Source organism: uncultured Serinicoccus sp. (assembly GCF_947500995.1).
Taxonomy (GTDB): Bacteria; Actinomycetota; Actinomycetes; order Actinomycetales; family Dermatophilaceae; genus Ornithinicoccus.
In genome coordinates this window covers 231,251-254,551 of the sequence record NZ_CANMUA010000007.1, presented here as the reverse complement: position 1 = coordinate 254,551, position 23,301 = coordinate 231,251, and the positions used below count along the sequence as shown (strand labels likewise).

The 23,301-nt window shown below is 74.1% G+C and carries 23 protein-coding genes; 7 read left to right on the top strand and 16 right to left on the bottom strand.

Translation table 11 applies throughout. The features are described 5' to 3' along the window. Positions 1–34 precede the first annotated feature (34 nt). Together arfB and ychF are read left to right on the top strand one after the other, a co-directional pair. Complete coding sequence (gene arfB, locus Q0967_RS12640; protein WP_298750793.1) at positions 35–475, top strand: alternative ribosome rescue aminoacyl-tRNA hydrolase ArfB; 441 nt, start codon at positions 35–37, stop codon at positions 473–475. 90 nt (positions 476–565) lie between these two features. After that, a complete protein-coding gene (ychF, locus tag Q0967_RS12635) occupies positions 566–1,651 on the top strand; it encodes a redox-regulated ATPase YchF (RefSeq protein ID WP_298750791.1) in 1,086 nt (361 codons plus the stop codon). Positions 1,652–1,682: 31 nt separating this feature from the next. Here ychF and Q0967_RS12630 read toward each other — a convergent pair whose 3' ends face one another. Both Q0967_RS12630 and map read right to left on the bottom strand, forming a co-directional pair. Beyond that, positions 1,683–2,153, bottom strand: coding sequence for a hemerythrin domain-containing protein (locus tag Q0967_RS12630; protein ID WP_298750789.1), 471 nt, complete (start codon positions 2,151–2,153; stop codon positions 1,683–1,685). Positions 2,154–2,261: 108 nt separating this feature from the next. After that, complete coding sequence (gene map / locus Q0967_RS12625) at positions 2,262–3,038, bottom strand: type I methionyl aminopeptidase (RefSeq protein ID WP_298750787.1); 777 nt, start codon at positions 3,036–3,038, stop codon at positions 2,262–2,264. Between the two features lie 32 nt (positions 3,039–3,070). Here map and Q0967_RS12620 point away from each other — a divergent pair, with 32 nt between their 5' ends. After that, a complete protein-coding gene (locus Q0967_RS12620) occupies positions 3,071–3,355 on the top strand; it encodes a helix-turn-helix domain-containing protein (protein ID WP_298750785.1) in 285 nt (94 codons plus the stop codon). Here the strand turns inward: Q0967_RS12620 and Q0967_RS12615 are convergent. Continuing rightward, positions 3,345–3,734: a hypothetical protein gene (locus tag Q0967_RS12615; RefSeq protein ID WP_298750782.1), complete on the bottom strand. Its 390-nt coding sequence runs from the start codon at positions 3,732–3,734 to the stop codon at positions 3,345–3,347. The genes Q0967_RS12620 and Q0967_RS12615 overlap by 11 nt on opposite strands. Before the next feature lie 216 nt (positions 3,735–3,950). Between Q0967_RS12615 and Q0967_RS12610 the strand changes: the two genes are divergently transcribed. Then, entirely contained in the window at positions 3,951–5,423 is a 1,473-nt protein-coding gene (locus Q0967_RS12610; protein WP_298750779.1) for an MFS transporter, read from the top strand. On the opposite strand, the gene Q0967_RS12605 is transcribed toward Q0967_RS12610, so the two are convergent. The 4 genes from Q0967_RS12605 to Q0967_RS12590 are packed head-to-tail and all read right to left on the bottom strand — an operon-like array spanning position 5,420 to position 9,477. Then, complete coding sequence (locus Q0967_RS12605; RefSeq protein WP_298750777.1) at positions 5,420–6,853, bottom strand: aminotransferase class V-fold PLP-dependent enzyme; 1,434 nt, start codon at positions 6,851–6,853, stop codon at positions 5,420–5,422. The genes Q0967_RS12610 and Q0967_RS12605 overlap by 4 nt on opposite strands. Then, positions 6,850–8,196: an MFS transporter gene (locus Q0967_RS12600; RefSeq protein WP_298750775.1), complete on the bottom strand. Its 1,347-nt coding sequence runs from the start codon at positions 8,194–8,196 to the stop codon at positions 6,850–6,852. Before Q0967_RS12600 ends, Q0967_RS12605 begins: the two co-directional genes overlap by 4 nt. A 10-nt stretch (positions 8,197–8,206) precedes the next feature. Next, positions 8,207–8,623, bottom strand: a complete 417-nt coding sequence (locus Q0967_RS12595) for a secondary thiamine-phosphate synthase enzyme YjbQ (protein WP_298750773.1) — start codon at positions 8,621–8,623, stop codon at positions 8,207–8,209. A gap of 20 nt (positions 8,624–8,643) precedes the next feature. After that, positions 8,644–9,477 (bottom strand): DUF72 domain-containing protein, encoded by an 834-nt coding sequence (locus tag Q0967_RS12590; protein ID WP_298750771.1) that lies wholly within the window; start codon positions 9,475–9,477, stop codon positions 8,644–8,646. 57 nt (positions 9,478–9,534) lie between these two features. On the opposite strand from Q0967_RS12590, the gene Q0967_RS12585 reads away from it, so the two are divergent. Beyond that, complete coding sequence (locus Q0967_RS12585; RefSeq protein ID WP_298750769.1) at positions 9,535–10,302, top strand: sugar nucleotide-binding protein; 768 nt, start codon at positions 9,535–9,537, stop codon at positions 10,300–10,302. Positions 10,303–10,342: 40 nt separating this feature from the next. Here Q0967_RS12585 and Q0967_RS12580 read toward each other — a convergent pair whose 3' ends face one another. The 4 genes from Q0967_RS12580 to Q0967_RS12565 form a co-directional block, all read right to left on the bottom strand. Then, positions 10,343–11,917, bottom strand: coding sequence for an inorganic phosphate transporter (locus Q0967_RS12580; protein WP_298750766.1), 1,575 nt, complete (start codon positions 11,915–11,917; stop codon positions 10,343–10,345). Positions 11,918–12,018: 101 nt separating this feature from the next. Next, positions 12,019–13,110 (bottom strand): glycosyltransferase family 4 protein, encoded by a 1,092-nt coding sequence (locus tag Q0967_RS12575; protein ID WP_298750764.1) that lies wholly within the window; start codon positions 13,108–13,110, stop codon positions 12,019–12,021. Further along, positions 13,107–13,820, bottom strand: a complete 714-nt coding sequence (locus Q0967_RS12570) for a TVP38/TMEM64 family protein (RefSeq protein ID WP_298750762.1) — start codon at positions 13,818–13,820, stop codon at positions 13,107–13,109. The genes Q0967_RS12575 and Q0967_RS12570 overlap by 4 nt, the downstream gene beginning before the upstream one ends. Then, positions 13,817–15,016 (bottom strand): glycosyltransferase, encoded by a 1,200-nt coding sequence (locus tag Q0967_RS12565; RefSeq protein WP_298750760.1) that lies wholly within the window; start codon positions 15,014–15,016, stop codon positions 13,817–13,819. The genes Q0967_RS12570 and Q0967_RS12565 overlap by 4 nt, the downstream gene beginning before the upstream one ends. 118 nt (positions 15,017–15,134) lie before the next feature. Between Q0967_RS12565 and Q0967_RS12560 the strand changes: the two genes are divergently transcribed. Further along, positions 15,135–15,647: a mycothiol transferase gene (locus Q0967_RS12560; protein WP_298750758.1), complete on the top strand. Its 513-nt coding sequence runs from the start codon at positions 15,135–15,137 to the stop codon at positions 15,645–15,647. Positions 15,648–15,690: 43 nt separating this feature from the next. Here the strand turns inward: Q0967_RS12560 and Q0967_RS12555 are convergent, their stop codons facing one another. Genes Q0967_RS12555 through Q0967_RS12545 form a run of 3 tightly spaced genes read right to left on the bottom strand, consistent with a single transcriptional unit; the run spans position 15,691 to position 19,441 of the window. Beyond that, positions 15,691–16,938, bottom strand: coding sequence for an MFS transporter (locus Q0967_RS12555; RefSeq protein ID WP_298750756.1), 1,248 nt, complete (start codon positions 16,936–16,938; stop codon positions 15,691–15,693). Next, positions 16,931–19,150, bottom strand: a complete 2,220-nt coding sequence (locus Q0967_RS12550) for an NADP-dependent isocitrate dehydrogenase (RefSeq protein ID WP_298750754.1) — start codon at positions 19,148–19,150, stop codon at positions 16,931–16,933. The genes Q0967_RS12555 and Q0967_RS12550 overlap by 8 nt, the downstream gene beginning before the upstream one ends. Before the next feature lie 42 nt (positions 19,151–19,192). Continuing rightward, the gene (locus Q0967_RS12545) at positions 19,193–19,441 is read right to left on the bottom strand and encodes a hypothetical protein (protein WP_298750752.1); all 249 of its coding nucleotides are present in this window, start codon (positions 19,439–19,441) and stop codon (positions 19,193–19,195) included. 468 nt (positions 19,442–19,909) lie between these two features. On the opposite strand from Q0967_RS12545, the gene Q0967_RS12540 reads away from it, so the two are divergent. Then, a complete protein-coding gene (locus Q0967_RS12540; protein ID WP_298750750.1) occupies positions 19,910–20,839 on the top strand; it encodes a universal stress protein in 930 nt (309 codons plus the stop codon). Between the two features lie 22 nt (positions 20,840–20,861). Here the strand turns inward: Q0967_RS12540 and Q0967_RS12535 are convergent, their stop codons facing one another. Both Q0967_RS12535 and Q0967_RS12530 read right to left on the bottom strand, forming a co-directional pair. Beyond that, complete coding sequence (locus Q0967_RS12535) at positions 20,862–22,448, bottom strand: cation:proton antiporter family protein (protein ID WP_298750748.1); 1,587 nt, start codon at positions 22,446–22,448, stop codon at positions 20,862–20,864. A gap of 112 nt (positions 22,449–22,560) precedes the next feature. Beyond that, a complete protein-coding gene (locus Q0967_RS12530) occupies positions 22,561–23,274 on the bottom strand; it encodes a type 1 glutamine amidotransferase (protein WP_298750747.1) in 714 nt (237 codons plus the stop codon). Positions 23,275–23,301 lie beyond the last annotated feature (27 nt).

Here is a 23,301-nt window from a genome sequence, read left to right as displayed (position 1 = left end):
CCCGTGCGGTGGTGGCGTGGGCCAGACTGGCCGGGTGGACGACCTCGACGTGACCCCGGGCCCTGGTGCCCCGCGGGGTCTGCGGGTGCCCGCCGGCGAGCTGGTCGAGCAGTTCTCCCGCTCCTCCGGACCGGGCGGGCAGGGCGTCAACACCGCGGACACGCGGGTGCAGCTCAGCCTGGACCTGGCCACGACCACGGCCCTGGACGACGGCCTGAGGGCGCGGGTCCTGGCCCGGCTGGCGCCCCGGCTGTCCGGCACCGTGCTCACGGTGGTGGCGAGCGAGCACCGCACCCAGCTGCGCAACCGTGCGGCCGCCCGACGGCGTCTCGCCGAGCTGCTCCGGGAGGCGGTGACCCCGCCGGCCGTGCGTCGCCCCACCCGGCCCACCCGCGGCTCCCGGCGCCGCCGCGCCGAGGCCAAGGCGCGTCGCTCCCAGGTCAAGCAGCTGCGCCGCCGACCCGGTGCCGAATGACCGCGGCGCTGCCGACCCGGCTCCCGGCCCGCACGGGCTCGGACGGGCTCGGCGCTGGGGGCCCTGCGCGGCGACTAGACTGCTGACCCCGTGGCACTCACCATCGGAATCGTCGGCCTGCCCAACGTGGGCAAGTCCACGCTCTTCAACGCGCTGACCAAGAACTCCGTCCTCGCGGCGAACTACCCGTTCGCCACGATCGAGCCCAACATCGGGGTGGTGCCGCTCAAGGACCCGCGCCTGGACCGGCTGGCGCAGATCCACGGCAGCGCCAAGATCCTGCCCGCCACGGTGAGCTTCGTCGACATCGCGGGGATCGTGCGCGGCGCCAGCGAGGGGGAGGGGCTGGGCAACAAGTTCCTGGCCAACATCCGCGAGGCGGACGCGATCTGCCAGGTCGTCCGCGCCTTCCGCGACGACGACGTCGTGCACGTCGACGGTCGCATCAGTCCGAGCGACGACATCGAGACCATCAACACCGAGCTCGTCCTGGCGGACCTGCAGACGCTGGAGAACGCCATACCGCGTCTGGAGAAGGAGGTGAAGGGCAAGCGCACGGACAAGGCGGTCCTGGACACCGCGCTCGCCGCCCAGCAGGTGCTCGAGCGCGGCGACACGCTGTATGCCGCGGGCGAGGCCGCGGGCGTCGACATGTCGGTCGCGCGCGGACTGGGTCTGCTCACCACCAAGCCCTTCCTCTACGTCTTCAACCTCGACGAGGACGGCCTCACCGACGAGGCCCTCCACGCCGAGCTGGCGGCCACCGTCGCACCGGCGGAGGCGATCTACCTGTCCGCCAAGCTGGAGGCCGACCTCGCCGAGCTGGAGGAGGACGAGGCGCGTGAGCTGCTGGAGTCGGTCGGCGTCACCGAGCCGGGCCTGGACCAGCTGGCGCGGGTCGGCTTCGACACCCTCGGTCTGCAGACCTACCTCACCGCCGGGCCCAAGGAGTCGCGCGCCTGGACGATCCGCCAGGGATCGACCGCGCCGCAGGCGGCCGGGGTCATCCACACCGACTTCGAGCGCGGCTTCATCAAGGCCGAGGTCGTCAGCTTCGAGGCGCTCGACGAGCTGGGGTCCATGGCGAAGGCCAAGGAGGCCGGCAAGGTGCGCATCGAGGGCAAGGACTACGTCATGGCCGACGGCGACGTCGTGGAGTTCCGCTTCAACGTGTGAGTCCCCGCGTCCCCCGTCCGGACGGCCGCCGTCACAGCGGGCCGAGGACGGTGCTCACCTCGGCGTCCAGGTGGAGGGTCTCGAGCACCGTCAGGAGCTGACGCTCCTCGTAGCGGAAGTGGGACTCCATGACGGCCGCGACGCCCTCGAGATGGCGGTCGAGCTCGGAGGCGTCGGCGCGCTGGTCCACCGCCCTCTGCAGGGCACCCAGCAGGTGGGCGATCATCGAGTGGTCCTGCTCGAGGGAGCGCAGCGTGTCGCGCAGGTGCGGGTGGGCAGCGGCGATCGCGGGGAACAGCCGGCGGTCCTCGCCGTCGTGGTGAGCCGTCAGCGCCGTGCAGAAGCCGTGGCAGAACAGCAGCAGGTCCCGGGTGGCCGGCTCGGCCGGCACGCCGGCAGCGACCTCCTCCCGCGTCACCCGCAGCGCCTCGCGCAGCCGGTCGTGGACGCCACGCATCTCCCGGCCCCAGGCCACGAGCCGGGACTGCTCGCCCTCAGTCACGAGGGCGCGAAGCGATGAGCGACATGAGGGTCACCATCCTTCGGATCCGACGCCTCCATGCCTGGCACGGTCTGCCACCGGCACGCGACGTTGCCGGCAGCCTACCCCTCAGACCGGGTGGGCAGCGGTGAGGATCTCGGGGCCGTCCTCGGTGATCGCGACGGTGTGCTCGCTGTGCGCGGTCCGGCAGCCGGTCGCGCTGCGCAGCGTCCACCCGTCCGGGTCGGTCACGAGGCGGTCGGTGTCGGCCATCACCCAGGGCTCCAGCGCGAGGAGCATGCCCGGACGGAGCCGGAAGCCGCGGCCGGGGCGGCCGTCGTTGGCGACGTGCGGGTCCTGGTGCATCGTCGTGCCGATCCCGTGCCCGCCGAACTCGAGGTTCACGGCATACCCCGCCTCGGTGAGGACCGTGCCGATGGCGTGCGAGACGTCTCCCGTCCGGGCGCCCACCGTGGCGGCGGCGACCGCGGCGGCCAGGGCGCGCTCGGTCGTGGCGATCATCCGCTCGTCCTCCGGCTGGGCGGACCCGCCCACGACGAAGCTCACCGCCGCGTCCGCCGCGACCCCGTCCAGGAGGACGGCGAGGTCGAGGCTGACCAGGTCGCCGTCGACGAGCACCTCGTCGTGCGGCAACCCGTGCAGCACGGCGTCGTTGACCGAGGTGCAGATGTAGTGCCCGAACGGGCCGCTCCCGAAGGACGGGGCGTAGTCGACGTAGCAGGACTCCGCGCCGGCGCCGCGGATCATCTCCTCGGTCCACCGGTCGATCTCCAGCAGGTTGGTGCCCGCGCCGGCCCGCTGGCGCACCGTCGCGAGGATCTCGCCGACGAGCCGACCGGCTCCGCGCGCCCGGTCCAGCTGCTCAGGGGTGAGGATCTCCACCATGCCGATAACTATACCGGTATGATCGTCCCACCATGGTCAGACTCCCGCTCACCGCCCAGGACCGCGAGCGCGGTCGGCGTCTGGGGTCCCTGCTGCGGCATGCCCGGGGCGACCGGCCCGTGCTCGACGTCGCCCTGGCGGCGGGGGTGTCCCCGGAGACGTTGCGCAAGATCGAGACCGGACGCATCGTCACGCCGTCCTTCCCCGTCGTGGCGGCCCTGGCAGCGGTCCTGGGGGTGTCCCTCGACCACCTGTGGGGGGAGGTCCTCGGGGCGGACGAGCGAGCCGAGCGGGTGGGCGAGCGGGTCAGCCGCTGACCTGCCGGCGGCGCTCGCGGCGCACGGCGACGAACGAGCGGACACCCACGACGAGGTAGCCCACGAGCAGCACGAAGGTGATGGTGCCGGCGACCACGGCGAGCGGGCGCTCGGCGTCGCCCGCGGCGAGGTCGGCCAGGCCCAGGACGTTGCGGATCGTGCCGAGGGCACCCAGGAGCGCCACCACGAGGGCCGCGTGGATCCACACCTTCGGGTTGCTGCGCCCCAGGACGCCGCAGACCGCCAGCACCGCGCCGAGAACCGCCGGGATGAGAGCGGTCCAGCTCGACATCCCCGCCGCGAGCCAGCCGACCACCCCCACGGCGACGAGCACGACCCCGAGGAGGATGGTGGTGCGCGGCATGGACGAGTTCTGCATGGTGCTCCTTCACGGGTCGGTCGGGGGCTCCAGGATATCGGCGTCTGCCGGCCCTACCCTCGGCCGGTTCGTCCACCCTCTGCGGGTCCCTCAACCATCGTCCTCGTCGAGAGGGCTGATGGTTGACCTGCCGGCCGACGGCTCGTGGCGTCCGGGTCGAGGGGCGGGTGTCGGTGGTCCCGCCTAGCATGGGTCGGTGACCTGGACGAGCACGACGTGACGGCTGACCGCACCTCCCGGACCGACACCACCCACGACCCCGATCCCGCCCGCTGGCGCATCCTGGCCGTCACCCTGGCGGTCGGTTTCATGTCGCTGCTGGACGTGACGATCGTCAACGTGGCCATCCCCTCGATGCGCGAGGGCCTGGACACCTCGGCGGCCTCCATCCAGTGGGTGGTGTCCGGGTATGCCCTCACCTTCGGCCTCATGCTCGTCACCGGGGGCCGGCTCGGGGACGCCTGGGGCCGGCGCCGGATCATGCTCGTGGGGCTGGCCGGGTTCGTGCTGGCCAGTGCGGCGTGCGGGCTGGCGCCGACGGCCGGCGTGCTCGTCGCGGCCCGGCTGGTGCAGGGGCTGTCGGCGGGGCTGCTGGCCCCGCAGAACACCGGCCTCATCCAGGACCTGTTCACCGGGGCCGAGCGGGGGCGGGCCTTCGGGCTGTTCGGCCTGGTGGTGTCGGTGGCCTCCGGCATCGGGCCGGTCCTCGGCGGGGTCATCATCACCCTGGCGGGGGAGGACGGCGGCTGGCGCTGGGTGTTCCTCGTCAACGTCCCCATCGGTCTGGTGCTGCTCGTCGCCATCGCCCGCATCGTCCCGGACCTGCGCGGGAAGGAGTCGGACCCGCGGCTCGACCTGGTCGGCGCCCTGCTGCTGGGGGCCGCCGTCATGTGCCTGCTGCTCCCGGTCGTCGCGCTGGAGTCGGGCGACCTCTGGGCGCTGGTGCTCCTCGTGGGTGTCCCGGTCTTCGCCTGGGGGTTCCTGTCCTACGAGAAGCGGCTGGCCCGCTCCGGGGGGATGCCGCTGCTGGACGTCGACCTGCTCCGCCGCACCCCGGGCTACGCCAACGGCATCGTCGTGGGCTCGCTCTACTTCACCGGCTTCACCGGAGTGTTCCTCGTCCTGTCGATCTTCCTGCAGGACGGCCTCGGCTACTCCACGCTCGTGACCGGTCTGCTGCTGACCCCCTTCGCCGTCGGGTCGGCGGTGTCCTCCCCGTGGGCCGGGCGCGCGGTGACCCGGGTCGGTCGCGTGCTCGTCGTGCGCGCCCTCCTGGTGATGATGAGCGGGCTCGTCGTGCTGGGCGTCCTCGTCGGCCCGGCCCAGGACAGCTCGTGGCTGTGGCTGGCGTTGGCGGCACCGCTGCTCCTCGCCGGCCTGGGCGGTGGCGCCGTCGTCTCGCCGAACTTCACCCTCACCCTCGCGCAGGTCCCGCAGCGGATGGGCGGGGCCGCCGGGGGAGCCCTGCAGACCGGGCAGCGGGTGGGCTCGGCGATCGGGGCCGCGGTGCTGGTGACGGCGTACCAGGTCGGGGCCGGGAGCGGTGACGACGCGGCCACCGGGCTGCGGGCGGCGCTGGGGACCGCGCTGGTGCTGCTCCTGGCGGCGCTCGCCGCGGCCGTGTGGGACGGTCGTCGTCGCGCGGAGGCCGCGGCGGCCGACGAGGAGGAGAGCGGCGTCCCGGGCTAGGCCCGGCCGGCCGGCGGGGCGGTGAACGCGGCGAGGAAGTCGACGAGCAGGCGCGCGCTCTGCTCGCGGGGCAGGGCCTCGATGAGGGCCAGCACCGCCGGCAGGTCGAGCTCGCCGCTCTCCCGCGCGGCCTGCGCGAGGGCCACCGGGTCGGGCAGCTCCGCGGGTGCGCCCGCCGGCGCTGCGCCGAGACCGAGCGCCCGCCCGCGGACGTCGTCGGCTCCGGCGCGCAGCGCCGCCCCCAGCTCGCCCAGCACGCCGGCGCTCGCCGGGGTGAGCGTGAGGTGGGTCGTGCGCGGCAGGACGGTCCCGTCGGCCTGGGTCAGGGCGGGCTGGCCCTGCAGCACGAAGCCCCGCGCCGCCACGGCCTGCGCCCACGCGTGCGGGTCGACCCGCTCCGGCTCCGGCACGTCGGGGTCGGTGCCGACGGCCAGCAGCGGCCCGGTCGGCCGGCCGACCACCCGCAGACCCGGGATGCCGTCGACGACCTGTCGGACCGTGGCGGTGACGCCGACCAGACCGGCCGTGAGCTCGGCATACCCCTGGGTCCCCAGCCGGGTGACCACCGCCCACGCCGCGGCGAGGGACATCGCCGAGCGCGAGCCGAGCACCGTGGGGTTGACGACCGGGTAGCCGGGCCAGTCGGTGAGCGCGTAGTAGCGGGCCCGGTCCAGCGCCGGGTCGGCGACGAGGAGCACCGAGGCGCCCTTGGGCGCGTAGCCGAACTTGTGCAGGTCGGCCGAGATGCTGGTGACGCCCGCGACGGCGAGGTCCCACGGCGGCGTCCCCTCCCACCAGGGCAGCACGAACCCGCCCACGCAGGCGTCGACGTGGCAGGGGATGCCTCGTCCGGCCGCCGCCGCCGCGATCTCCTCCACCGGGTCGAGGACTCCGTGGGGGTATGCCGGCGCGCTGGCGACGGTGAGCGCGGTGGCGTCGTCGAGGTGGTCCGCGAGGCGGTCCGCCTCGAGGGTGCCGGTGCGCGGGTCGACCGGGACGGTCACCATCTCCAGCCCGAGGTAGTGCGCGGCCTTGTGGAAGGCGGCGTGCGCGGTCGAGGGCGCCACGACCCGCGGGGTGCGCCCGTCTCCGGGACGGCTCTCGCGCCACCGGTCCCGGGCCGCCAGGACGGCGAGCATGATGCTCTCGGTGCCACCGGAGGTGACCGCGCCGCTGGTGCCGGGCGGGCCGTGCAGCACCTCGCGGGCGAAGGCCAGCAGGTCCGCCTGCATCAGCGCGACCGAGGGGAACGTGGTCGGGTCGAGACCGTTCACCGCCTGCACGCGGGCGGCGGCCCGACCGGCGAGCGCGTCCAGCTCGGCGAGGCCGCTGTCGTAGACGTAGCTCAGCACGCGACCGCCGTGGGTGGGGGCGTCGTGCGCGCGGTAGGTGTCGAGGAGGGAGAGGACCTGCTCGTCGTGCTCGGTCATGCGGTGCCTTCCGGGGTGGGGACGGGTGCGCTGCTCGGGGCACCGGGGTCGACGTAGCGGCGGAGCACGAGCAGGCTGAGGGCGACGAGCGCGGCCGGGACGACCGAGAAGGCCAGGACGATCGCGGTCTGCGCGGCCGCCGGCTGGGCCAGCTGCTCTCCGGCCGTGCTCGAGCGGAAGCCGGTGGCGGCGAGCAGGAGCAGGACCACGACCGGGCCGAGCGCCAGCCCGGCCGTCTCGCCCGCGGTCCACAGCCCGCTCATGGCGCCGCCGCGCCCGCGACCGGCCGCGGTGACGACGTCGGGCAGCATGGCCAGCGGGAAGAGCTGCATCCCCGCGTAGGCGATCCCGGCCACCCCCACCAGGACGTAGGTCCACCCGCCCGGGAGCCACAGCATGGCGACCAGACCGAGGCAGGCCGCCGCGAAGACCCCCGACGCGAGGGTGAGCGCGCCGCGCTTGCCGCGGGCGGCGGCATACCGCGTCCACAGCGGCATGACGAGCAGCGCGGGCGCGACGAGCGCGGCGAACAGCAGCGTGAGGGCGCTCTGGTCGCCGAGCGTGTAGGCCGCGACGTACTGCGCGGCCGCTAGCATCACCCCGGTCGCGAGGGCCTGGAGGACGAAGACCGACAGCAGGACCCGGTATGCCGCGACCTCCCGCCAGGCGACCAGCCCGGCGCGGTAGCCGCCCGGGTCCCCCGCTGCCGCGGCCGGGGGTCGCCGCAGGTGGGCCCGGGTCGTGACGACGGTCGTCACCATGCCGGCGAGGAGCAGCAGCGCGATGCCCAGCGCCATGGTGAGGTAGCCGGGGCGACCCCCGCCGGCGGCGTCGCGCAGGGCGGGGCCGCCGGCGCCGACGAGCAGGATGGCCAGCGCCAGCACGGCGATCCGCCAGGCCATGACGCGGGTGCGCTCGCGGTAGGCGTCGGTCAGGTCGGCGGGCAGGGCGATGTAGGGCACCTGGAAGCACGAGAACGAGGTCGTCGCCAGGACGAAGAAGACCAGCACCCAGAGGCCGGCGGCAGCCGGTCCCAGGGGGTCGGGGACGGCGAACATGCCGACGAAGCCCACCGGCAGGGTGAGCGCGCCGGCCAGCATGAGCCGGGTGCGGCCGGCGCGGCTGGTCGCGTCCCGGTCGCTGCGCGCGCCCACCGCGGGGTCGATGAGCACGTCCCAGACCTTGGGGAGGATGACGACCAGCGTCGCCAGCAGCGCCGGCACCGCGAGGGTGTCGGTGAGGTAGAAGGCCAGCACCAGCCCCGGCAGGGTGCTGAAGCCGCCGGTGCCCACGCTGCCGGCGGCATACCCCAGCACGGCGGAGCGGGGCAGCTGCGGGCTCATGGTGCGGGGGTCAGCCCTCGAGGAAGTCCAGCCGCACCGACCGGTCGGCGTTGTCCACGTTGAGGTCGACGAGGCAGATGCTCTGCCAGGTGCCGAGGGCGAGCCGCCCGCCGTCGACCGGGACGGTGGCGTAGGGAGGGACGACCGCGGGCATGACGTGGGAGCGTCCGTGGCCGCGGGTGCCGTGCCGGTGCCGCCAGCGGTCGTCGGCGGGCAGCAGGTCGGCCAGGGCGGCGAGCAGGTCGTCGTCGGAGCCCGCGCCGGTCTCGATGATCGCCAGCCCGGCCGTCGCGTGGGGGACGAAGACGTGGAGCAGGCCGTCGCCCAGCCCCGAGACGAAGCTCTTGCACTGCCGGGTGAGGTCCAGGACGACCTCGTCGCCCCCCGTCCGCAGGTTCAGCATCGTGGTCCGCATGGGCCCCAGCATGGCCGATCGTGCGCGCCGTGTCAGGGCGGGGGGACGTCCACCCCCAGCAGGCGGGCCAGGCGCGCGGCGTCGTGCGGCGCGTGGGCCTTGACGTCGTTGTCGAGGTAGACGTAGACGTCGGCCTGCTCACGCCACCGCTCGATGCGCCCGGCCCAGGTGGCCAGCGCCTCGTCGGAGTAGCCGCTGACGTAGAGCTCCTCGTCGCCGTGCAGCCGGACGTAGACGACCGGGCTGGTCACCGCGTCGTAGGAGGGCCACAGCCCGGCGCTGTCGGCGACGACCACGCCGACCTGCTGCTCGCGCAGCAGGTCGAGGAACTCCTCGTTGCCGGCGAAGGAGTCGTGGTGGCGGACCTCCAGGACGTGCTGGAGCGGCCGGTCGGCGTCGACCTGCAGCCAGGTGCGGTCGGCCACCCGGTCGTCGTGGCCCCGCGCCAGGTCCAGGGCGGCCTCGGTGGACCGGGGGAGGCGGGAGAGGAAGTCGTTCAGCTGCTCCCGGTCGTACCGGTGCCGGGCCGGCAGCTGCCACAGGACCGGACCCAGCTTCGGGCCGAGGGCGAGCACGCCGGAGGCGAGGAAGTTCGCCAGGCCGGTCTCGACGTCCCGCAGCCGCTTCATGTGCGTGATGAACCTGCTGCCCTTGACGCCGAAGACGAAGTCGGGCGGGGTCTGCTCGGCCCACCGCCGGTAGCTCTCCGGTCGCTGCAGGGAGTAGAACGAGCCGTTCAGCTCGATGGTGGCGAACCGCTGCGCGGCGTACTCCAGCTCGCGCCGCTGGACCAGCCCGGGCGGGTAGAACTCCCCGCGCCACGGGCGGTACCTCCAGCCCGAGATCCCGACGCGCACCCTGCCCATCCGCCGACGGTATGCCCTCCCGGGCGCAGGCGCAGGCCGTCCCGGTACGGTGCCGCCATGGCACGGATGGACGGGACCTGGCTCATCACGGGCCTGCGCGGCACGGTGGCTCCCAAGGTGGCGGCCCGGGTGGCCGAGCTGGGCGGGGAGGTCGTCGGCTGGGACCGGACGGCCGTGCCCCCGGACGACGTGGCCGCGGGGGAGACCTTCCTCGCCGCGCTGCGGCCGGCCGGCATCTTCCACCTCGGGATGGGGGCGGAGGCCTGGGCCGGTCGACTGGCGGCGCACGCCCGGGAGCACGAGCTGCCCTTCGTCGTCACCAGCTCGGTCTCGGTGTTCGGGGACGCCCCGGGAGACCCGGACGGCCCGTTCCGTCCCTCGGACACCCCGACCGCGACCGACGACTACGGCAGCTACAAGGCGCGGTGCGAGGTGGCGGTGCGCGAGGCGTACCCGCAGTCCGTCGTCGCCCGCATCGGCTGGCAGGCGGACCCCGACGGGGTCGGCAACAACATGGTGGCCCAGCTCGCCGCCCAGGCCGACGCCGGCGGCGGTGTCGTCCGGGCCAGCCGGCGGTGGCGCCCGGCCACGTCCTGGATGGAGGACACGGCGGTGGCGCTGGTGGGCCTGGCGGGCTCGGGGCGCACGGGCATCGTCCACCTCGACGGCAACGCCGCGGACGCGTGGGCCTTCCCCGACGTGGTGCGCCACGTCGCGCGGGTCACCGGGCACGCGTGGACGGTGCAGGAGCACGACGAGCTCGACCACGACACGCGCCTGGTCGGCGACGAGGACCTCATCAGGCCCTTCTCCGCCCGCTCCTGAGGCGGGGCGTGGGTCGACGGCCGGGCCCGACCCCGGTCGGTCAGACCATCATCCCGCGCAGGGCGAAGTAGAACAGCGCGGACAGCACCGCCGACGCCGGCACCGTGATGATCCAGGCCGAGACGATCCGGAAGAGATGCTCGCGCCGCACCTGCTGGCGCTTCAGGGCCTTCTTGAGCTTGCGCCGCTGGGCGGCGGTGATGACGGCCTCGTGCCCCATGTCGCTGAGCTGGCTCAGCATGTCGCGCTTGGTCTCGGCGTCGGCGTTGACGAAGGTGTAGAGCATCCGCTCGACCTCGGCGATGTGCTCGTCGCCCTGGTGGCTGTGCAGCACGTCCTCGACGGCCTTGGCCATCCGCTGGTCGAGGTACTCGCGCAGGAAGCCGACCCCGAAGATGCCGCCGAGCGCCACGTGCGTGGAGCTGACCGGGAGCCCGAGCTGGCTGGCGACGATGACGGTCAGGGCGGCGCTCAGGGCCACGCAGAAGGCCCGCGAGCGGTCCAGCTGGGTGATCTCGGAGCCGACGGTGCGGATGAGGCGGGGGCCGAAGAGCGCGAGCCCGAGGGAGATGCCGATGGCACCGATGACGAGCACCCACAGCGGGATACCGGCCTCGCCGTCCGCGCTGACCCCGCCGCTGGTGAGGGCCTCGACCACGCCCGCGAGGGGGCCGACGGCGTTGGCGACGTCGTTGGCGCCGTGCGCGAAGGACAGCAGCGCGGCGGCGGCGACCAGGGGGATGGTGAACAGGGTGTTGACCCCCTCCCGCGACTGCTGCAGGGAGGAGGACCGGCGCTCGATGCCGGGCCGGGTGAGCAGGAAGGTGACCACACCGGCGACCAGGCCGAGGCCGAAGGCGACCGGGCTGCTGATGGCGACGACGTTCTGCACGCCCTTGAGGGCGATGTAGGTGGTGAAGGCCGCGGCCATGAGCCCGAGGAGGTAGGGCAGGTAGCGGATGGCGGCCTGGACCGGGTCCACCTGCCACAGCACCTTGCGCTCCAGCACGTAGAGCAGGCCGGCGGCCAGCAGGCCCCCCACGAGGGGGGAGATGACCCAGCTGGCGGCGATGGCGCCCATGACCGGCCAGTTGACGATCGCGAACCCGGAGGAGGCGATCCCCGCGCCCATGACGCCACCGACGATGGAGTGGGTCGTCGACACCGGGGCGCCGAGCCAGGTCGCGATGTTGAGCCAGATGGCCGCGCCGAGCAGGGCACCGATCATCACCCACACGAAGACCATCGGGTCGCCGATGTCGGCGGGGTCGATGATGCCGTTCTTGACGGTGCTGACGACGTCGCCACCGGCGATGATCGCGCCGGCCGCCTCGAAGACGGCGGCGATGACGATCGCCGTGCCCAGGGTCATGGCCCGCGAGCCGACCGCCGGCCCGACGTTGTTGGCCACGTCGTTGGCGCCGATGTTCATCGCCATGTAGCCACCGATGAGGGCGGCGGCGATGAGCAGCCAGGCGTGGTCGAGGTGACCGAACTGGGCGCGGGTGAAGACGATCACCCCGGCGAGGAAGACCGCGGCCAGGGCGAGCCGGCGGAGCTGGGCCGGACCGCGGGTGGTGATGTGCTCGATCTGGCGATACTCCGTCAGCTTCACCGGGGCCACACCTTTCACCCGCGGGTGCGGGGACGGAGGCCCGCAGGCCACTCACGAGACACCTGACGGTAACCGGCTCGCTGCCCTGGAGCAATCCGCGCTCAGTCGGACCCCCGCGCGCGGGGCCCGCGCGGTGCCGCTCGACCGGGGCCGGCGAGCTCCCGGTAGATGCCGACGAGGCGCTCGGCCGCGCCGGCGCTGTCGAAGCGGGCGGCGACCCGGGCGGCCCCCCGGCGTCCCTCGGCATACCGGTCCGGGTCCGTGCGCAGCGAGGTGAGGGCGGCGCCGAAGCCGTCCTCGTCGCAGCGCAGCACGTCGGCCCCGAAGGTGTCGTTGTACTCCCGGAGGTCGCGGACGACGAGGGGCAGGCCCGCTGCGGCGGCCTCGAGGACGCACACGGGGTGGTTCTCCTGCTCGGCCGGCAGGCAGAAGACATCGGCAGCGTGGAGGTATGCCGTCACCTCCTCCCGAGGCAGGGTGCCGGTGAAACGCAGGTTGTCCGGGGCGCTCTCCATCAGGTGGTGCATCGCACCGTGCTCCGCTCCGAGGCGACCGAACGGGATGCCGCCCAGCCACACGAACTGGACGTCGGGGTGCTCCTGGGCCAGCCGGACGAAGACGTCGACCCGTTTGCGAGGCTGCACCTGACCGACCCCGAGCACGAGGAACGCGTCGGGATCGACCCGCAGCCGTCGCCGGGACCGGGCACGGCCGGCCGCGCCCGGGGCGAAGGTCGTCGCGTCGACGGTGTTGGGCAGGGTCTCGACCCGCTCCGGCGGCACGCCCAGCTCGTGCTCCAGCGTCCGCGCGACGGCCTCGGAGACGGCCAGGACCCGGTCCGCCCGACCGTAGAACCACCGCATGTACCACCGGGCCAGGGGTCGCCACGCCCGTGCCCACCGCAGCGAGCCCACGAGCGAGTCGGGGACGACGTGGGCCGACACCACCGTGGCCGCCCGCGGGTCCAGCAGCTTGGGCCACACCGCCCAGCCCAGGGTGTGCAGGTGGTAGACGTCGCAGTCGACCCGCCGGCCGTAGACCCCCCGGACCACCTCGACGTCGTCGCGCTGCTCCAGGGCCTGCGCCATCTCGAGGTAGGCCGAGTGCACGCCGTGGCCCTGCACGCTGATGTCGCTCTCGCTCGCCATGTTGACCACGAGCGCCGCGGGCGTGCCCCTCTGGTCCTCCGTCATCCGGTCAGCCCCGGGATCCACCGGCCCAGCACGGTGAGCACGCCGAAGGTGTAGAGCACCAGCGCCCACGGCTTGAGCAGCAGGACGAGCAGGACGAAGGTGCGCCACCGCATCCGGGACAGCCCGGCCAGGCAGCAGAGCAGGTCGTCCGGGGCCAGCGGCAGGGCGATCCCGATCGCGAACCACCGGGTGAAACGGCGGTGCTGCAGCCAGCCGAGCCACCGGCGCACGGTCCCGGCCCGGAAGCGTGCGGTGAGCAGGTCCTGACCGAGGTACCGGGACAGGGCGAAGACCGCGACCGAGCCCAGGCAGGTCGCGCAGTACGCGGCGACCAGGCCGACGACCGGCCCGAAGAGGACGGGTCCGGCGATGACCGTCACCGAGCCCGGGACCACCGGGAAGACCGCCTCGGCGGCCCCGACCAGCGTGTAGACGACGGGGGCGAGGACACCGAGGCCCGACAGCAGCTCGCGCAGCTCGGTGACGGAGGTGAGCGTCCCCGACCCGACGCCCCAGAGCACGGCGGCGGCGAGGACCACCCAGCCGAGGGCCAGGACCCCTCGGACCCGGCGCAGCCAGACCCGGGTGCGGGTCGACCCGGCCGGCACGCTCGCGCGGCCCCGCGGGTCGTCCACCGACGGCGCAGCGGCCTGCGGGTCGTCCACCGACGGGGGCGTGCGGTCCCGCGCCACGGCCAGCCCGGTGCTCACGCGGCCACCGTGCTGCTGCGCGGTCCCGCGGCCCGGTCGTAGGCGGAGCAGACCGCGGTCACGAAACCGTCCCGGCCGAGCCCGGTGGCGGTCCGGACGGCCTCGCGGCTCCATCGTCGGCGCAGGTCCGGGTCCCGCAGCAGACGGGTCAGGGACCCGGTGAACTCCTCGGGGGTGGTGTAGCGCTCGCCGTTGCGGCCCGGCACCACCACGCCGTCCACCGCGGCGTCGTCGCGGCACAGCACCGGGACCCCGGTGGCCAGGGCCTCGAGGAAGGTCAGCCCCTGCGTCTCGGTGCGGGAGGCGGAGACGAAGACGTCGGCGAGCCGGTAGAGCTCGGGGACCCGGGCCGGGTCGACGGCCCCGACGAAGCGCACCCGGGGACCGAGACCGAGCCGGTCCACCTGCCGCTGCAGCGGGCCCGCCTCGGGCCCGTCGCCGGCGACCACCAGCTGCCACGGGTCCCGGACGCCGGCGAGCAGGTCGACGACCTCGGCGAGGTTCTTCTCGGTGGCCAGGCGCCCCAGGCTGAGCACGACGGGCACGCCCGGGGCCAGGCCGAGCGCTGCCCGGAGCTGCGGCGACCGCTCGCCCGGCGCGAACCGCGTCAGGTCGACGCCGGTGGGCACGACCTCGATCGGCGGGCGGACGGCATACCCCTCCAGCAGCCGGCGGATCTTCTCGGTGGGCGCGATGACGAGGTCCGTCCGGTCGAGCGTGTGCCGCGCGAAGGAGGCGCACAGCGTCCGGCCGAGGCGCTCGTGCGGGCAGAAGTAGTGGGTGTAGTCGGCGTACAGCGTGTGGTAGGTGTGCACGTGGGGGACCGCCAGCCGGTGCGCGAGGCGCCGGGCCCACCAGAAGGCGACGAACTCGGTGTGCGAGTGCAGGACCTCCGGGCCCCACCGGACCAGGTCGGCGAAGAGGTGGCCGTCGACCGGCCGGCCCAGCCGGGCGTGCGGGTAGATGTGGCTCGCGTCCAGGGAGGGCAGCCGGTAGACCTGGCCGTCGAAGGTGGTGCGACGGGTCGGTCCCACCGTCAGCACGCGGACGTCGTGGCCGGCATCGAGCAGCCCCTGGCGCAGCGCGTCGACCGAGCTCACGACCCCGTTGACGGTGGGACGGTAGGAGTCGGTGAGCAGCAGGACCCGGCGCCGCCCCGGCGGCGGGTGCGGGCTGGGGGACGGGTGGACGCGCATACGGTCATCGTGCTCGCCCGTGCCCACCTGCGGCCAGGGTGCGGACCACCTCCCTGGCGGGGGGATACCCCCCAGGCCGCGGGGGCGGGCGGGACGGCTCCGGGCTACCGTGCCTCCCATGGACGCCTTCCAGGACCTGCTCGTCGACGGCTTCTCCCGCGTGGAGGAGGGGGTGGGCGCCGTGCTCGAGGGGCTGACCGCCGAGCAGCTGCGCTGGCGGCCCGACGCCGAGGCGAACCCCGTCGGCTGGCTCCTGTGGCACCTGCTCCGGCAGCAGGACGCCCAGCTCGCCCAGCTCGCCGGCCAGGAGGAGGAGTGGGCGCAGGGGTGGCGGGAGCGGTTCGACCTGCCCTACCCGCCGGACGCGATGGGCTACGGGCAGGACGCCGCCGAGGTCGGACGGTTCGAGCTCTCCGACCCCGGGCTGCTCGTCGGGTATGCCGGTGCCGTCCACGCGTCGACCCGGCGCCTCGTCGAGGGGTGGGACGCCGAGGACCTGGGTCGGGTGGTCGACGACGCCTGGGACCCTCCCGTGACCGTGGGGGTGCGGGTGTGCTCGGTGCTCGAGGACGCCCTCAAGCATCTCGGGCAGGCCGAGTACGTCGCCGGCCTGGCCCGGCGCCGGGGTTGACGGCCGGGCCCGCCCCGCGGCGGGCGACCGCCTGGGTCGGGGGTCAGACCGCGGCGCTGCGCACGCCAGGGGGGTCGATCTCGTCGTCGACGTAGACCGGGCGCGAGGCGCGCACCCCGGCCACGGCCAGCGGCACGCCGCTGAGCGCCAGCAGGACGAGGACCAGCTCCCAGTCCCCGGTCCAGGAGTGGAGCAGCCCGACGAGGAAGGGCCCGGCGGCGGCGCACAGGTAGCCCACCGGCTGCACGAAGCCGGACAGCCCGGCGGTGACCTCGGGGCGGCGGCTCCGGGCGGTGAGCAGGGCGATGACCGTCGGGAAGGCCCACCCGGACAGGCCCAGGAGCGCCACCCACAGCCACGGCAGGGCCGCCGGTGCGACCAGGAGGCCGGCATACCCCAGGACCGCGAGCACCCCGAAGGCCACCATCCACGGGGCGAGGGTGCGGGACCGGTGGATGACCGTCGGCATGAGCAGCCCGCCCAGGATGCCGGTCGCGGTCAGGGACCCGGTGAGGAGCCCGGCCGAGGTGGCGGACAGCCCGGCGTCGCGGTAGATCTGCGGGAGCCACCCGAACTGGACGTAGGCGTTCATCGACTGCATGCCGAAGAGCACGGTGAGGGCCACCGCCGTCGGGGACCGGACCAGCCGACCCGTGGCGACGCCCCGGCCCGTGGGGACCAGGGACCCCCGCTCGCGGCGGGCCACGAGGAGCCAGGCCACCAGGGCGGTGAGGGCGACCACGGCCCACACGCCCAGCGCGCCGCGCCACCCCGGTCCTGCGGCCGCGACGGGGGCCGAGAGCGCGGCGCCCGACGCGCCGCCGACGGTGAGGCCGGTGCTGTAGATCGTCATGAGGCGGACGCCCGCACCGGGCTGGCGCTTGATCCAGGCCGGGACGAGCACGTTGCCGACGGCCATGCCGCCCAGCGCCACCGCCGACAGGACGACGAAGGGCACGGTGGACCCGGTGAGGACCCGTAGCCCCAGCCCCACCACGACGAGGCCCAGCCCCAGGCAGATGGTGCCGGTGAGCCCCCACCGCCGCGACAACGGCACGGCGACCATGCCGAGCAGGCCGAAGCACAGGCCGGGCAGCGCGGTGAGCACGCCGGCGACCGCCGGGCTGACCCCGACGCCCGCCTCGAGCTCGGCGAGGACCGGTCCGATCGAGGTGGCCCCGGGGCGCAGGTTGACCGAGACCAGGGCCACCGCGAGCAGCGTGAGCAGCCCGAGAGGGGCGGCGCGCCGCGCGGCGGGGGAGCCGGCGGCGCCGCGCCCCTCCTCAGTCACGCAGGGCGTCGATCACGGCGTTGAAGGTCTCCGAGGGACGCATCGCGGCGAACGCCTTGGCGTCGTCCGGGTGGTAGTAGCCGCCCAGGTCGACCGGGCTGCCCTGCACCGCGACGAGCTCCTCGGTGATCTGCTGCTCCTTCTCGCCCAGCTGCTCCGCCACCGGGGCGAAGCGCTGCGCCAGGCGGTCGTCCCGCGTCTGCTCGGCCAGCGCCTGCGCCCAGTAGAGCGCGAGGTAGAAGTGGCTGCCCCGGTTGTCGATCTGCCCGAGCGCCCGGGCCGGGGAGCGGCCCTCGGTGAGCACCCGTCCGGTGGCGGCGTCGAGCGCGTCGCCGAGGACCCGTGCCGTCTCGTTGCCGTCGCGGTCGGCCAGGTGGCGCAGCGACTCCGCCAGCGCCAGGAACTCGCCGAGGCTGTCCCAGCGCAGGTAGTTCTCCTCCGCCAGCTGCTGCACGTGCTTGGGCGCCGAGCCGCCGGCGCCGGTCTCGAACAGGCCGCCGCCGTTCATCAACGGCACCACCGAGAGCATCTTGGCGCTGGTGCCCACCTCGAGGATGGGGAAGAGGTCGGTGTTGTAGTCGCGCAGCACGTTGCCGGTCACCGAGATGGTGTTCTGGCCCGCGCGGATGCGCTCGACCGAGAGCCGGGTGGCCTCGACGGGGGACAGGATGCGCAGGTCCAGCCCCTCGGTGTCCTCCTCCGCGAGGTAGGCCTCGACCTTGGCGATGAGGTTGCGGTCGTGCGCCCGCTCCTCGTCCAGCCAGAAGACGGTGGGGTCGCCGGTGGCGCGGGCCCGGCCCACGGCCAGCCTCACCCAGTCACGGATCGGCTCGTCCTGGGTCTGGCAGGCGCGCCAGATGTCGCCGGTGGAGACCTCGTGGCGCAGCAGCACCTCGCCGCCGGCCGTGACGACCTCGACCGCGCCGTCGGCGGCGACCTCGAAGGTCTTGTCGTGCGAGCCGTACTCCTCGGCCTTCTTGGCCATGAGCCCGACGTTGGGCACCGAGCCCATCGTCGTCGGGTCGAAGGCGCCGTGGGCCTTGCAGTCCTCGATGACCGCCTGGTAGACGCCGGCGTAGGAGGAGTCCGGGATGACGGCCAGCGTGTCGTCGGTCTCGTCCGAGGGGCCCCACAGCTGGCCACCGTTGCGGATCATCGCCGGCATCGAGGCGTCGATGATGACGTCACTGGGCACGTGGAGGTTGGTGATCCCCTTGCGGGAGTCGACCATGGACAGCCGGGGCAGCTCGGCGAGGCGCTCCTCGACCGCGGCCCGGACCTCGGGGGCCTGCTCGCCCAGGGCGTCCAGCCCGGAGAGGATCCCGCCCAGCCCGTCGTTGGGCGACAGACCCGCGGCGGCGAGCTGCTGGCCATACCGCTCGAAGACGTCGGCGAAGAAGACCCTCACCGCGTGCCCGAAGACGATGGGGTCGGCAACCTTCATCATCGTCGCCTTGAGGTGCAGCGACCACAGCACGTCCTCCTGCGCCGCCGTCGAGACCGTCCCGGCCAGGAAGTCCTCCAGCGCGCGGGCGGACATGAAGGTGGCGTCGACGACCTCACCCGCCAGCACGGGGACCGAGTCCTTGAGCACCGTCGTGGTGCCGTCGGCGGCGACGTGCCGGATGGTCAGGGTGTCGTCGGCGTCGAGGACGACCGACTCCTCGTTGTGCCGGAAGTCGCCGGCGTCCATGGTGGTGACCCGGGTCCGCGAGTCCTCGCTCCACGCGCCCATGGAGTGGGGGTAGGCGCGGGCGTAGCTCTTGACCGCCTCGGGGGCACGGCGGTCGGAGTTGCCCTCGCGCAGGACCGGGTTGACCGCCGACCCCTTGACCCGGTCGTAGCGGGCGCGGGCGTCCCGCTCCTGCTCGTCCTGCGGGCTCTCGGGGTAGTCGGGCAGGTCGTACCCCTGCTCCTGCAGCTCGGCGATCGCGGCCTTGAGCTGGGGCACGGAGGCGGAGATGTTGGGCAGCTTGATGATGTTGGCCTCGGGCGTGGTGGCCAGCTCGCCGAGCTCGGCCAGGGCGTCACCCACCCGCTGGTCCTCGTCGAGGCGGTCGGCGAACTGCGCCAGGATGCGCCCGGCGAGGGAGATGTCCCGGGTCTCCACCTCGATCCCCGCGGCGCCGGCGAAGGCCTCGATGATCGGCTTGAGCGAGTAGGTCGCCAGCAGCGGAGCCTCGTCGGTGCGGGTGTAGATGATCGTGGACATGCCTCTCCCTGGTCGGTGGCGTCGGGGCGTGCGGTCCAGAGTCTACGGGTGCTGGTCCGCGCTACCAGGGCGGCTCGTCGTCGTCCCGGGTGCGGCGACGCCGCTCGTCATGGCCCAGTAGTCCGTCGGGTGGTAGGGCCAGGCGGCGCGGTCGAGGAAGTCCTCGACCCGCTGCCGGGCGTGCCGCTCGGTGACCCGACGCAGGTCCTCGGCCAGGCCGCGCCGGCGGACCTCGTGGGCCAGGGTCTGAGCCAGGTAGTCGTCCTCGTCGGGGCGGGGTTGCTGCGCCACTTGCTTCCGCCGCCGCGAGCAGCTCGTCGCTCTCGAGCCCGGGGAGACCGGCGTGGGTGGGGGCGGGCAGGACCTGACGGACGACCGGGCGGGGTGGCTGGGGAGTGGCCAGGTGGCGCTGCCAGTCGTACCCGGGGTCGGCGAGGAGGTTCTGGCGCAGCTGGGTCAACACCCGGTCACCGGGCACCCCGCGCTGGTCCAGGGGCAGCATCCGTCTGGCACGGTCGCGGACGGACGCGGGGGAGCGCCCCAGCCGGGTGCTCGTCCCGGTGAGGTCCAGGCCCTCGCGGCACAGCCGCACCAGGGTGTCGTCGTCGGCGTCCGTCCACGGCTCACCGCTGCGCCGCGGCGGGTCGGCGGGGCGGACCTCGGAGAGGTGGCGGATCGTCATACCTCATCCTGGCGCGTCACCGCGAGGACGCGCCGGACTTGTCCACAGGCGGACCGGGGGAGCCGGGCGGTAGGGTGATGGCACTCTTCCCGCAGGCCATGGAGGTGGTGTCGGTGTCGACTCGGCTGGAGCACCCGATCGTGGTCGGTGTGGCGGGTACGGGAGGGGGGGACGCCGCCCTGGAGTGGGCGGCACGCACCGCCGCGCGCACCGGAGCCGGCCTCGTGGTCGTCCACGCCAGCGAGCCGGAGGCCCTGGCGGCGCGGATGGCCGGCGGCGAGGCCGTGGCCGTGACCGCGGTGCTGGAGGCCGAGGAGGAGACGGTCGCGGACCTGCGCGCGCACGTCACGGCTGTGGGTGAGCGCCTCGGGGTCGAGGCGCGGCTGGACACCTCGCGCGGCTCGCCGGTGGCGGCCCTCCTGGCGCACCAGGACGACGCCGCGCTGCTGGTGGTGGGGACCGGGCGCAAGAGCGCGGTGGAGGAGTTCCTGCTCGGCAGCACCTCGCTCGGGGTCGCGGCCCACGCGCACCGTCCGGTGGCCGTGGTGAACCCCGGTGTCGACGTCGAGGCCCTGACCCACGGCCAGATCGGCCTGGGGGTCGACGGCAGCGAGGACAGCACCCGCGCGGCCCGGGCCGCCCTGGCGCTCGCCGACCTGACCGGGGCCGCGGTCACCGCCCTCAGCACGTGGTTCCTCGAGGTGGTCGACGGCTATGTCGTCACCGAGCCGGACAGCCCGGAGTGGGCGGCCGTCGAGCGACGCCACGCCGAGGCCGTGGTGCGGGCGCTGCAGCCGGCGGTCGAGGCATACCCGCAGGTGCCCGTGGACTGGGAGGTGCGGCGGGGTCCGGTGGTGCCGACCCTGCTGGACGCGGCGCGCGGGTGGGACGCCCTCGTCGTCGGCAGTCGCGGCCGGGGGGCGGTCCGGGGGCGGCTGCTCGGCTCGGTCAGCCAGCGCCTCATGCGGGCCGCACCCTGCCCGGTCATCGTCTCGCGCTCCGCCTAGGACCCGCCAGGGTGACGCGGGGTCAGAGGCCGCCGCTGGTGGCCTCGGCGGCGCGCTCGGCGATCGTGGCGCCGGCACCCTCGTAGAGGTTGACGACGACGTCGGCGCCGCGGGCCTCGAGGTCGTCCACCTCGTCGTCGTACTGCGCGACGACGGCGATGACCCCGTCGTAGTCGCTGGCCGTGAGCTGCTCCAGCGCGACCCGGTTGGCGCCGTGGAAGGGCATGGCGAGCACGACGATCTCCACCTGGCGGGTGGACTCCAGTCGGCTCCAGAAGTCGCCGTCCGCGGCGTCCGCCTCGACCACGGTCAGACCTCGCTCGCGCAGCCTGATGACGCGGTTCGGCAGGTTCTCCACACCGAGGACCGCCAGCCCGTAGACCTCGGAGAGCTCGGCGTAGGCGCTCCTGCCGATCCGACCCATCCCCATGACCACCGCCCGCGCGTCACCGAAGGAGATCGGCAGCTCGTGCGGGTGCACGTCGTTCGGGGGGTGCATCGGCATGACCTGACGGGCCCAGCGCAGGATCGCGTCGGACTTCTCGTTGATGAGGGTGGCGGCCACGAAGCTGGCGGCGACGGCGACCGACATCACGACCAGCCACTCCTCGTCGAGCATGGCGCTCGCCACCGCCACCGAGGTGACGATGAGACCGAACTCGGAGTAGTTGCCCAGCAGCACCCCGGCCTTGACCGACGTTCGTCGGCGCAGCTTGTGCCGGTCGAGGAGGAAGACGTAGAGGGCGATCTGGGCCGGGAGGAGGAGCAGGAGGAGCAGACCCAGCACGGCCGAGGAGGCGGTCGGCGTGCCGATGAAGCCGATGGAGATGAAGAACCCGATGAGGAGCAGGTCCTTGAGGAGGAAGAGCGTGTGCGACAGGTCGCTGGCGGCCTGGTGCCCGGCCAGGAGCATGCCGACGACCAGCGCACCCAGGTCGCCCTTGAGCCCGACGGCGTCGAAGGCCGCGTAGCCGGGGCCGAGCGCCATGGCCAGACCGAAGAGCGCCTGCATCTCCCCGTGCGGGATGCGGCTCCAGAGCCACCGTGCCACCCAGACCGTCGGAGCCAGCGCCAGCACGACGGGGATCGCCCAGATGCTGGGGATGCGTCCGCCGGAGACCGTCATGAAGATGACCGCCGCCAGGTCCTGCAGCACGAGGATGCCGATGGCCACCCGGCCGTAGAAGGACTGCAGCTCGGAGTGCTCCTCGAGCACCTTGACGACGAAGACCGTCGAGGAGAAGGACAGCGCGAAGCCGACGAGGGCGAGGGTCTGCAGGTCCAGGCCCTGCAGGAGCGGGTAGCCGAGCAGCGCCACCACCCAGAGGAAGCCGGTGCCCACGGCGACCGACAGGGCCATGTGACCCACGGTGGTGGCCCACACCTCCCGGGACAGCAGGCTGCGGACGTTGAGCTTGAGGCCGATGCCGAACAGCAGCAGGGTGACGCCGAGGTCGGCCATGAAGTCGAGGTAGGGCAGCTCCTCGACACCCAGCCCGTTGAGCGCGAAGCCGGCCAGGAGGAAGCCGAGCAGGGCCGGGAGGCGCAGCGTGGTGGCGAGCAGGCCCGCGGCGAAGGTCGCGGCGATGAAGATCGCTGCGTCGCTCATGGCTGGCTCCTCGAGGCGGCCGAACGGCTGGTGGGCCACAGTCTCCCACGCCCGCGGCGACCCGGCCCGGGAACGGACCGGCGCGGGCGGCGGGTCGGGCCGCCGCCCGGTCTCAGGCGGGCCGCGCCTGGGGCGTCGTGGCGAGCAGCCCGAAGCGGTGGACGAGCCCGGCCCAGGCGGGGTGCAGCTCGGCCTGCCGCTCCCGGAGCACCCGGACGGTCTCGGTCTCGTCGTCGGGCCGGAGGCCGGTCGCCCAGCCCTCGACGAGGGCGTCGTCCACCTCGGGGTGGAACTGCACCCCCCAGGCGAGGGGGCCATAGCGAGCCGCCTGGACGGTTCCCTCCGGGTCGTGGGCGAGCAGCGTCGCGCCCGGGGGCAGCCCGGTGACCGCGTCGGAGTTGAAGTGCAGCACCTCGGTGCCCGGTGGCAGCGCGCTGGTGAGCGGGTCGGCGAGGCCCGCGGGCGTGGGCCGCCACGCCCGCAGCCCCATCGTCTGGCCGCCGGGCTGGCGGCCCACCGTGCCGCCGAGCGCCAGCGCGGCCAGCTGGTGCCCGAGGCAGACGCCGAGGAAGGGCCGGCCCGCTGACACGGTGCCGGCGATGAGGGCGCGGGTCGGCAGCAGCCAGCGGTACGCCTCGTCGTCCCAGGCGTCCATCGACCCCCCGAGCACCACCAGGGCGGCGTGGTCGCCGAGGTCGGCCGGGACGGCATACCCCTCGTGCGCGGGCAGGATGTCGCACTCCAGCCCGACCTGCTCCAACCACGGCGCCAGCAGGCCCGCAGGGGCCTTCTCCTCGTGCTGCAGGACCAGCGCCCGTGGGGTCATGGGCACAGGCTAGACCCCGTCGGGGGG

Excerpts from the sequence above, each read along its gene's own strand:
- map (WP_298750787.1), bottom strand. The coding sequence starts at position 3,038 with ATGGTGGAGATCCTCACCCCTGAGCAGCTGGACCGGGCGCGCGGAGCC.
- Q0967_RS12620 (WP_298750785.1), top strand. The coding sequence starts at position 3,071 with ATGGTCAGACTCCCGCTCACCGCCCAGGACCGCGAGCGCGGTCGGCGT.
- Q0967_RS12615 (WP_298750782.1), bottom strand. The coding sequence starts at position 3,734 with ATGCAGAACTCGTCCATGCCGCGCACCACCATCCTCCTCGGGGTCGTG.
- Q0967_RS12605 (WP_298750777.1), bottom strand. The coding sequence starts at position 6,853 with ATGACCGAGCACGACGAGCAGGTCCTCTCCCTCCTCGACACCTACCGC.
- Q0967_RS12600 (WP_298750775.1), bottom strand. The coding sequence starts at position 8,196 with ATGAGCCCGCAGCTGCCCCGCTCCGCCGTGCTGGGGTATGCCGCCGGC.
- Q0967_RS12595 (WP_298750773.1), bottom strand. The coding sequence starts at position 8,623 with ATGCTGGGGCCCATGCGGACCACGATGCTGAACCTGCGGACGGGGGGC.
- Q0967_RS12590 (WP_298750771.1), bottom strand. The coding sequence starts at position 9,477 with ATGGGCAGGGTGCGCGTCGGGATCTCGGGCTGGAGGTACCGCCCGTGG.
- Q0967_RS12585 (WP_298750769.1), top strand. The coding sequence starts at position 9,535 with ATGGCACGGATGGACGGGACCTGGCTCATCACGGGCCTGCGCGGCACG.
- Q0967_RS12575 (WP_298750764.1), bottom strand. The coding sequence starts at position 13,110 with ATGACGGAGGACCAGAGGGGCACGCCCGCGGCGCTCGTGGTCAACATG.
- Q0967_RS12565 (WP_298750760.1), bottom strand. The coding sequence starts at position 15,016 with ATGCGCGTCCACCCGTCCCCCAGCCCGCACCCGCCGCCGGGGCGGCGC.
- Q0967_RS12560 (WP_298750758.1), top strand. The coding sequence starts at position 15,135 with ATGGACGCCTTCCAGGACCTGCTCGTCGACGGCTTCTCCCGCGTGGAG.
- Q0967_RS12550 (WP_298750754.1), bottom strand. The coding sequence starts at position 19,150 with ATGTCCACGATCATCTACACCCGCACCGACGAGGCTCCGCTGCTGGCG.
- Q0967_RS12540 (WP_298750750.1), top strand. The coding sequence starts at position 19,910 with ATGGCACTCTTCCCGCAGGCCATGGAGGTGGTGTCGGTGTCGACTCGG.
- Q0967_RS12535 (WP_298750748.1), bottom strand. The coding sequence starts at position 22,448 with ATGAGCGACGCAGCGATCTTCATCGCCGCGACCTTCGCCGCGGGCCTG.
- Q0967_RS12530 (WP_298750747.1), bottom strand. The coding sequence starts at position 23,274 with ATGACCCCACGGGCGCTGGTCCTGCAGCACGAGGAGAAGGCCCCTGCG.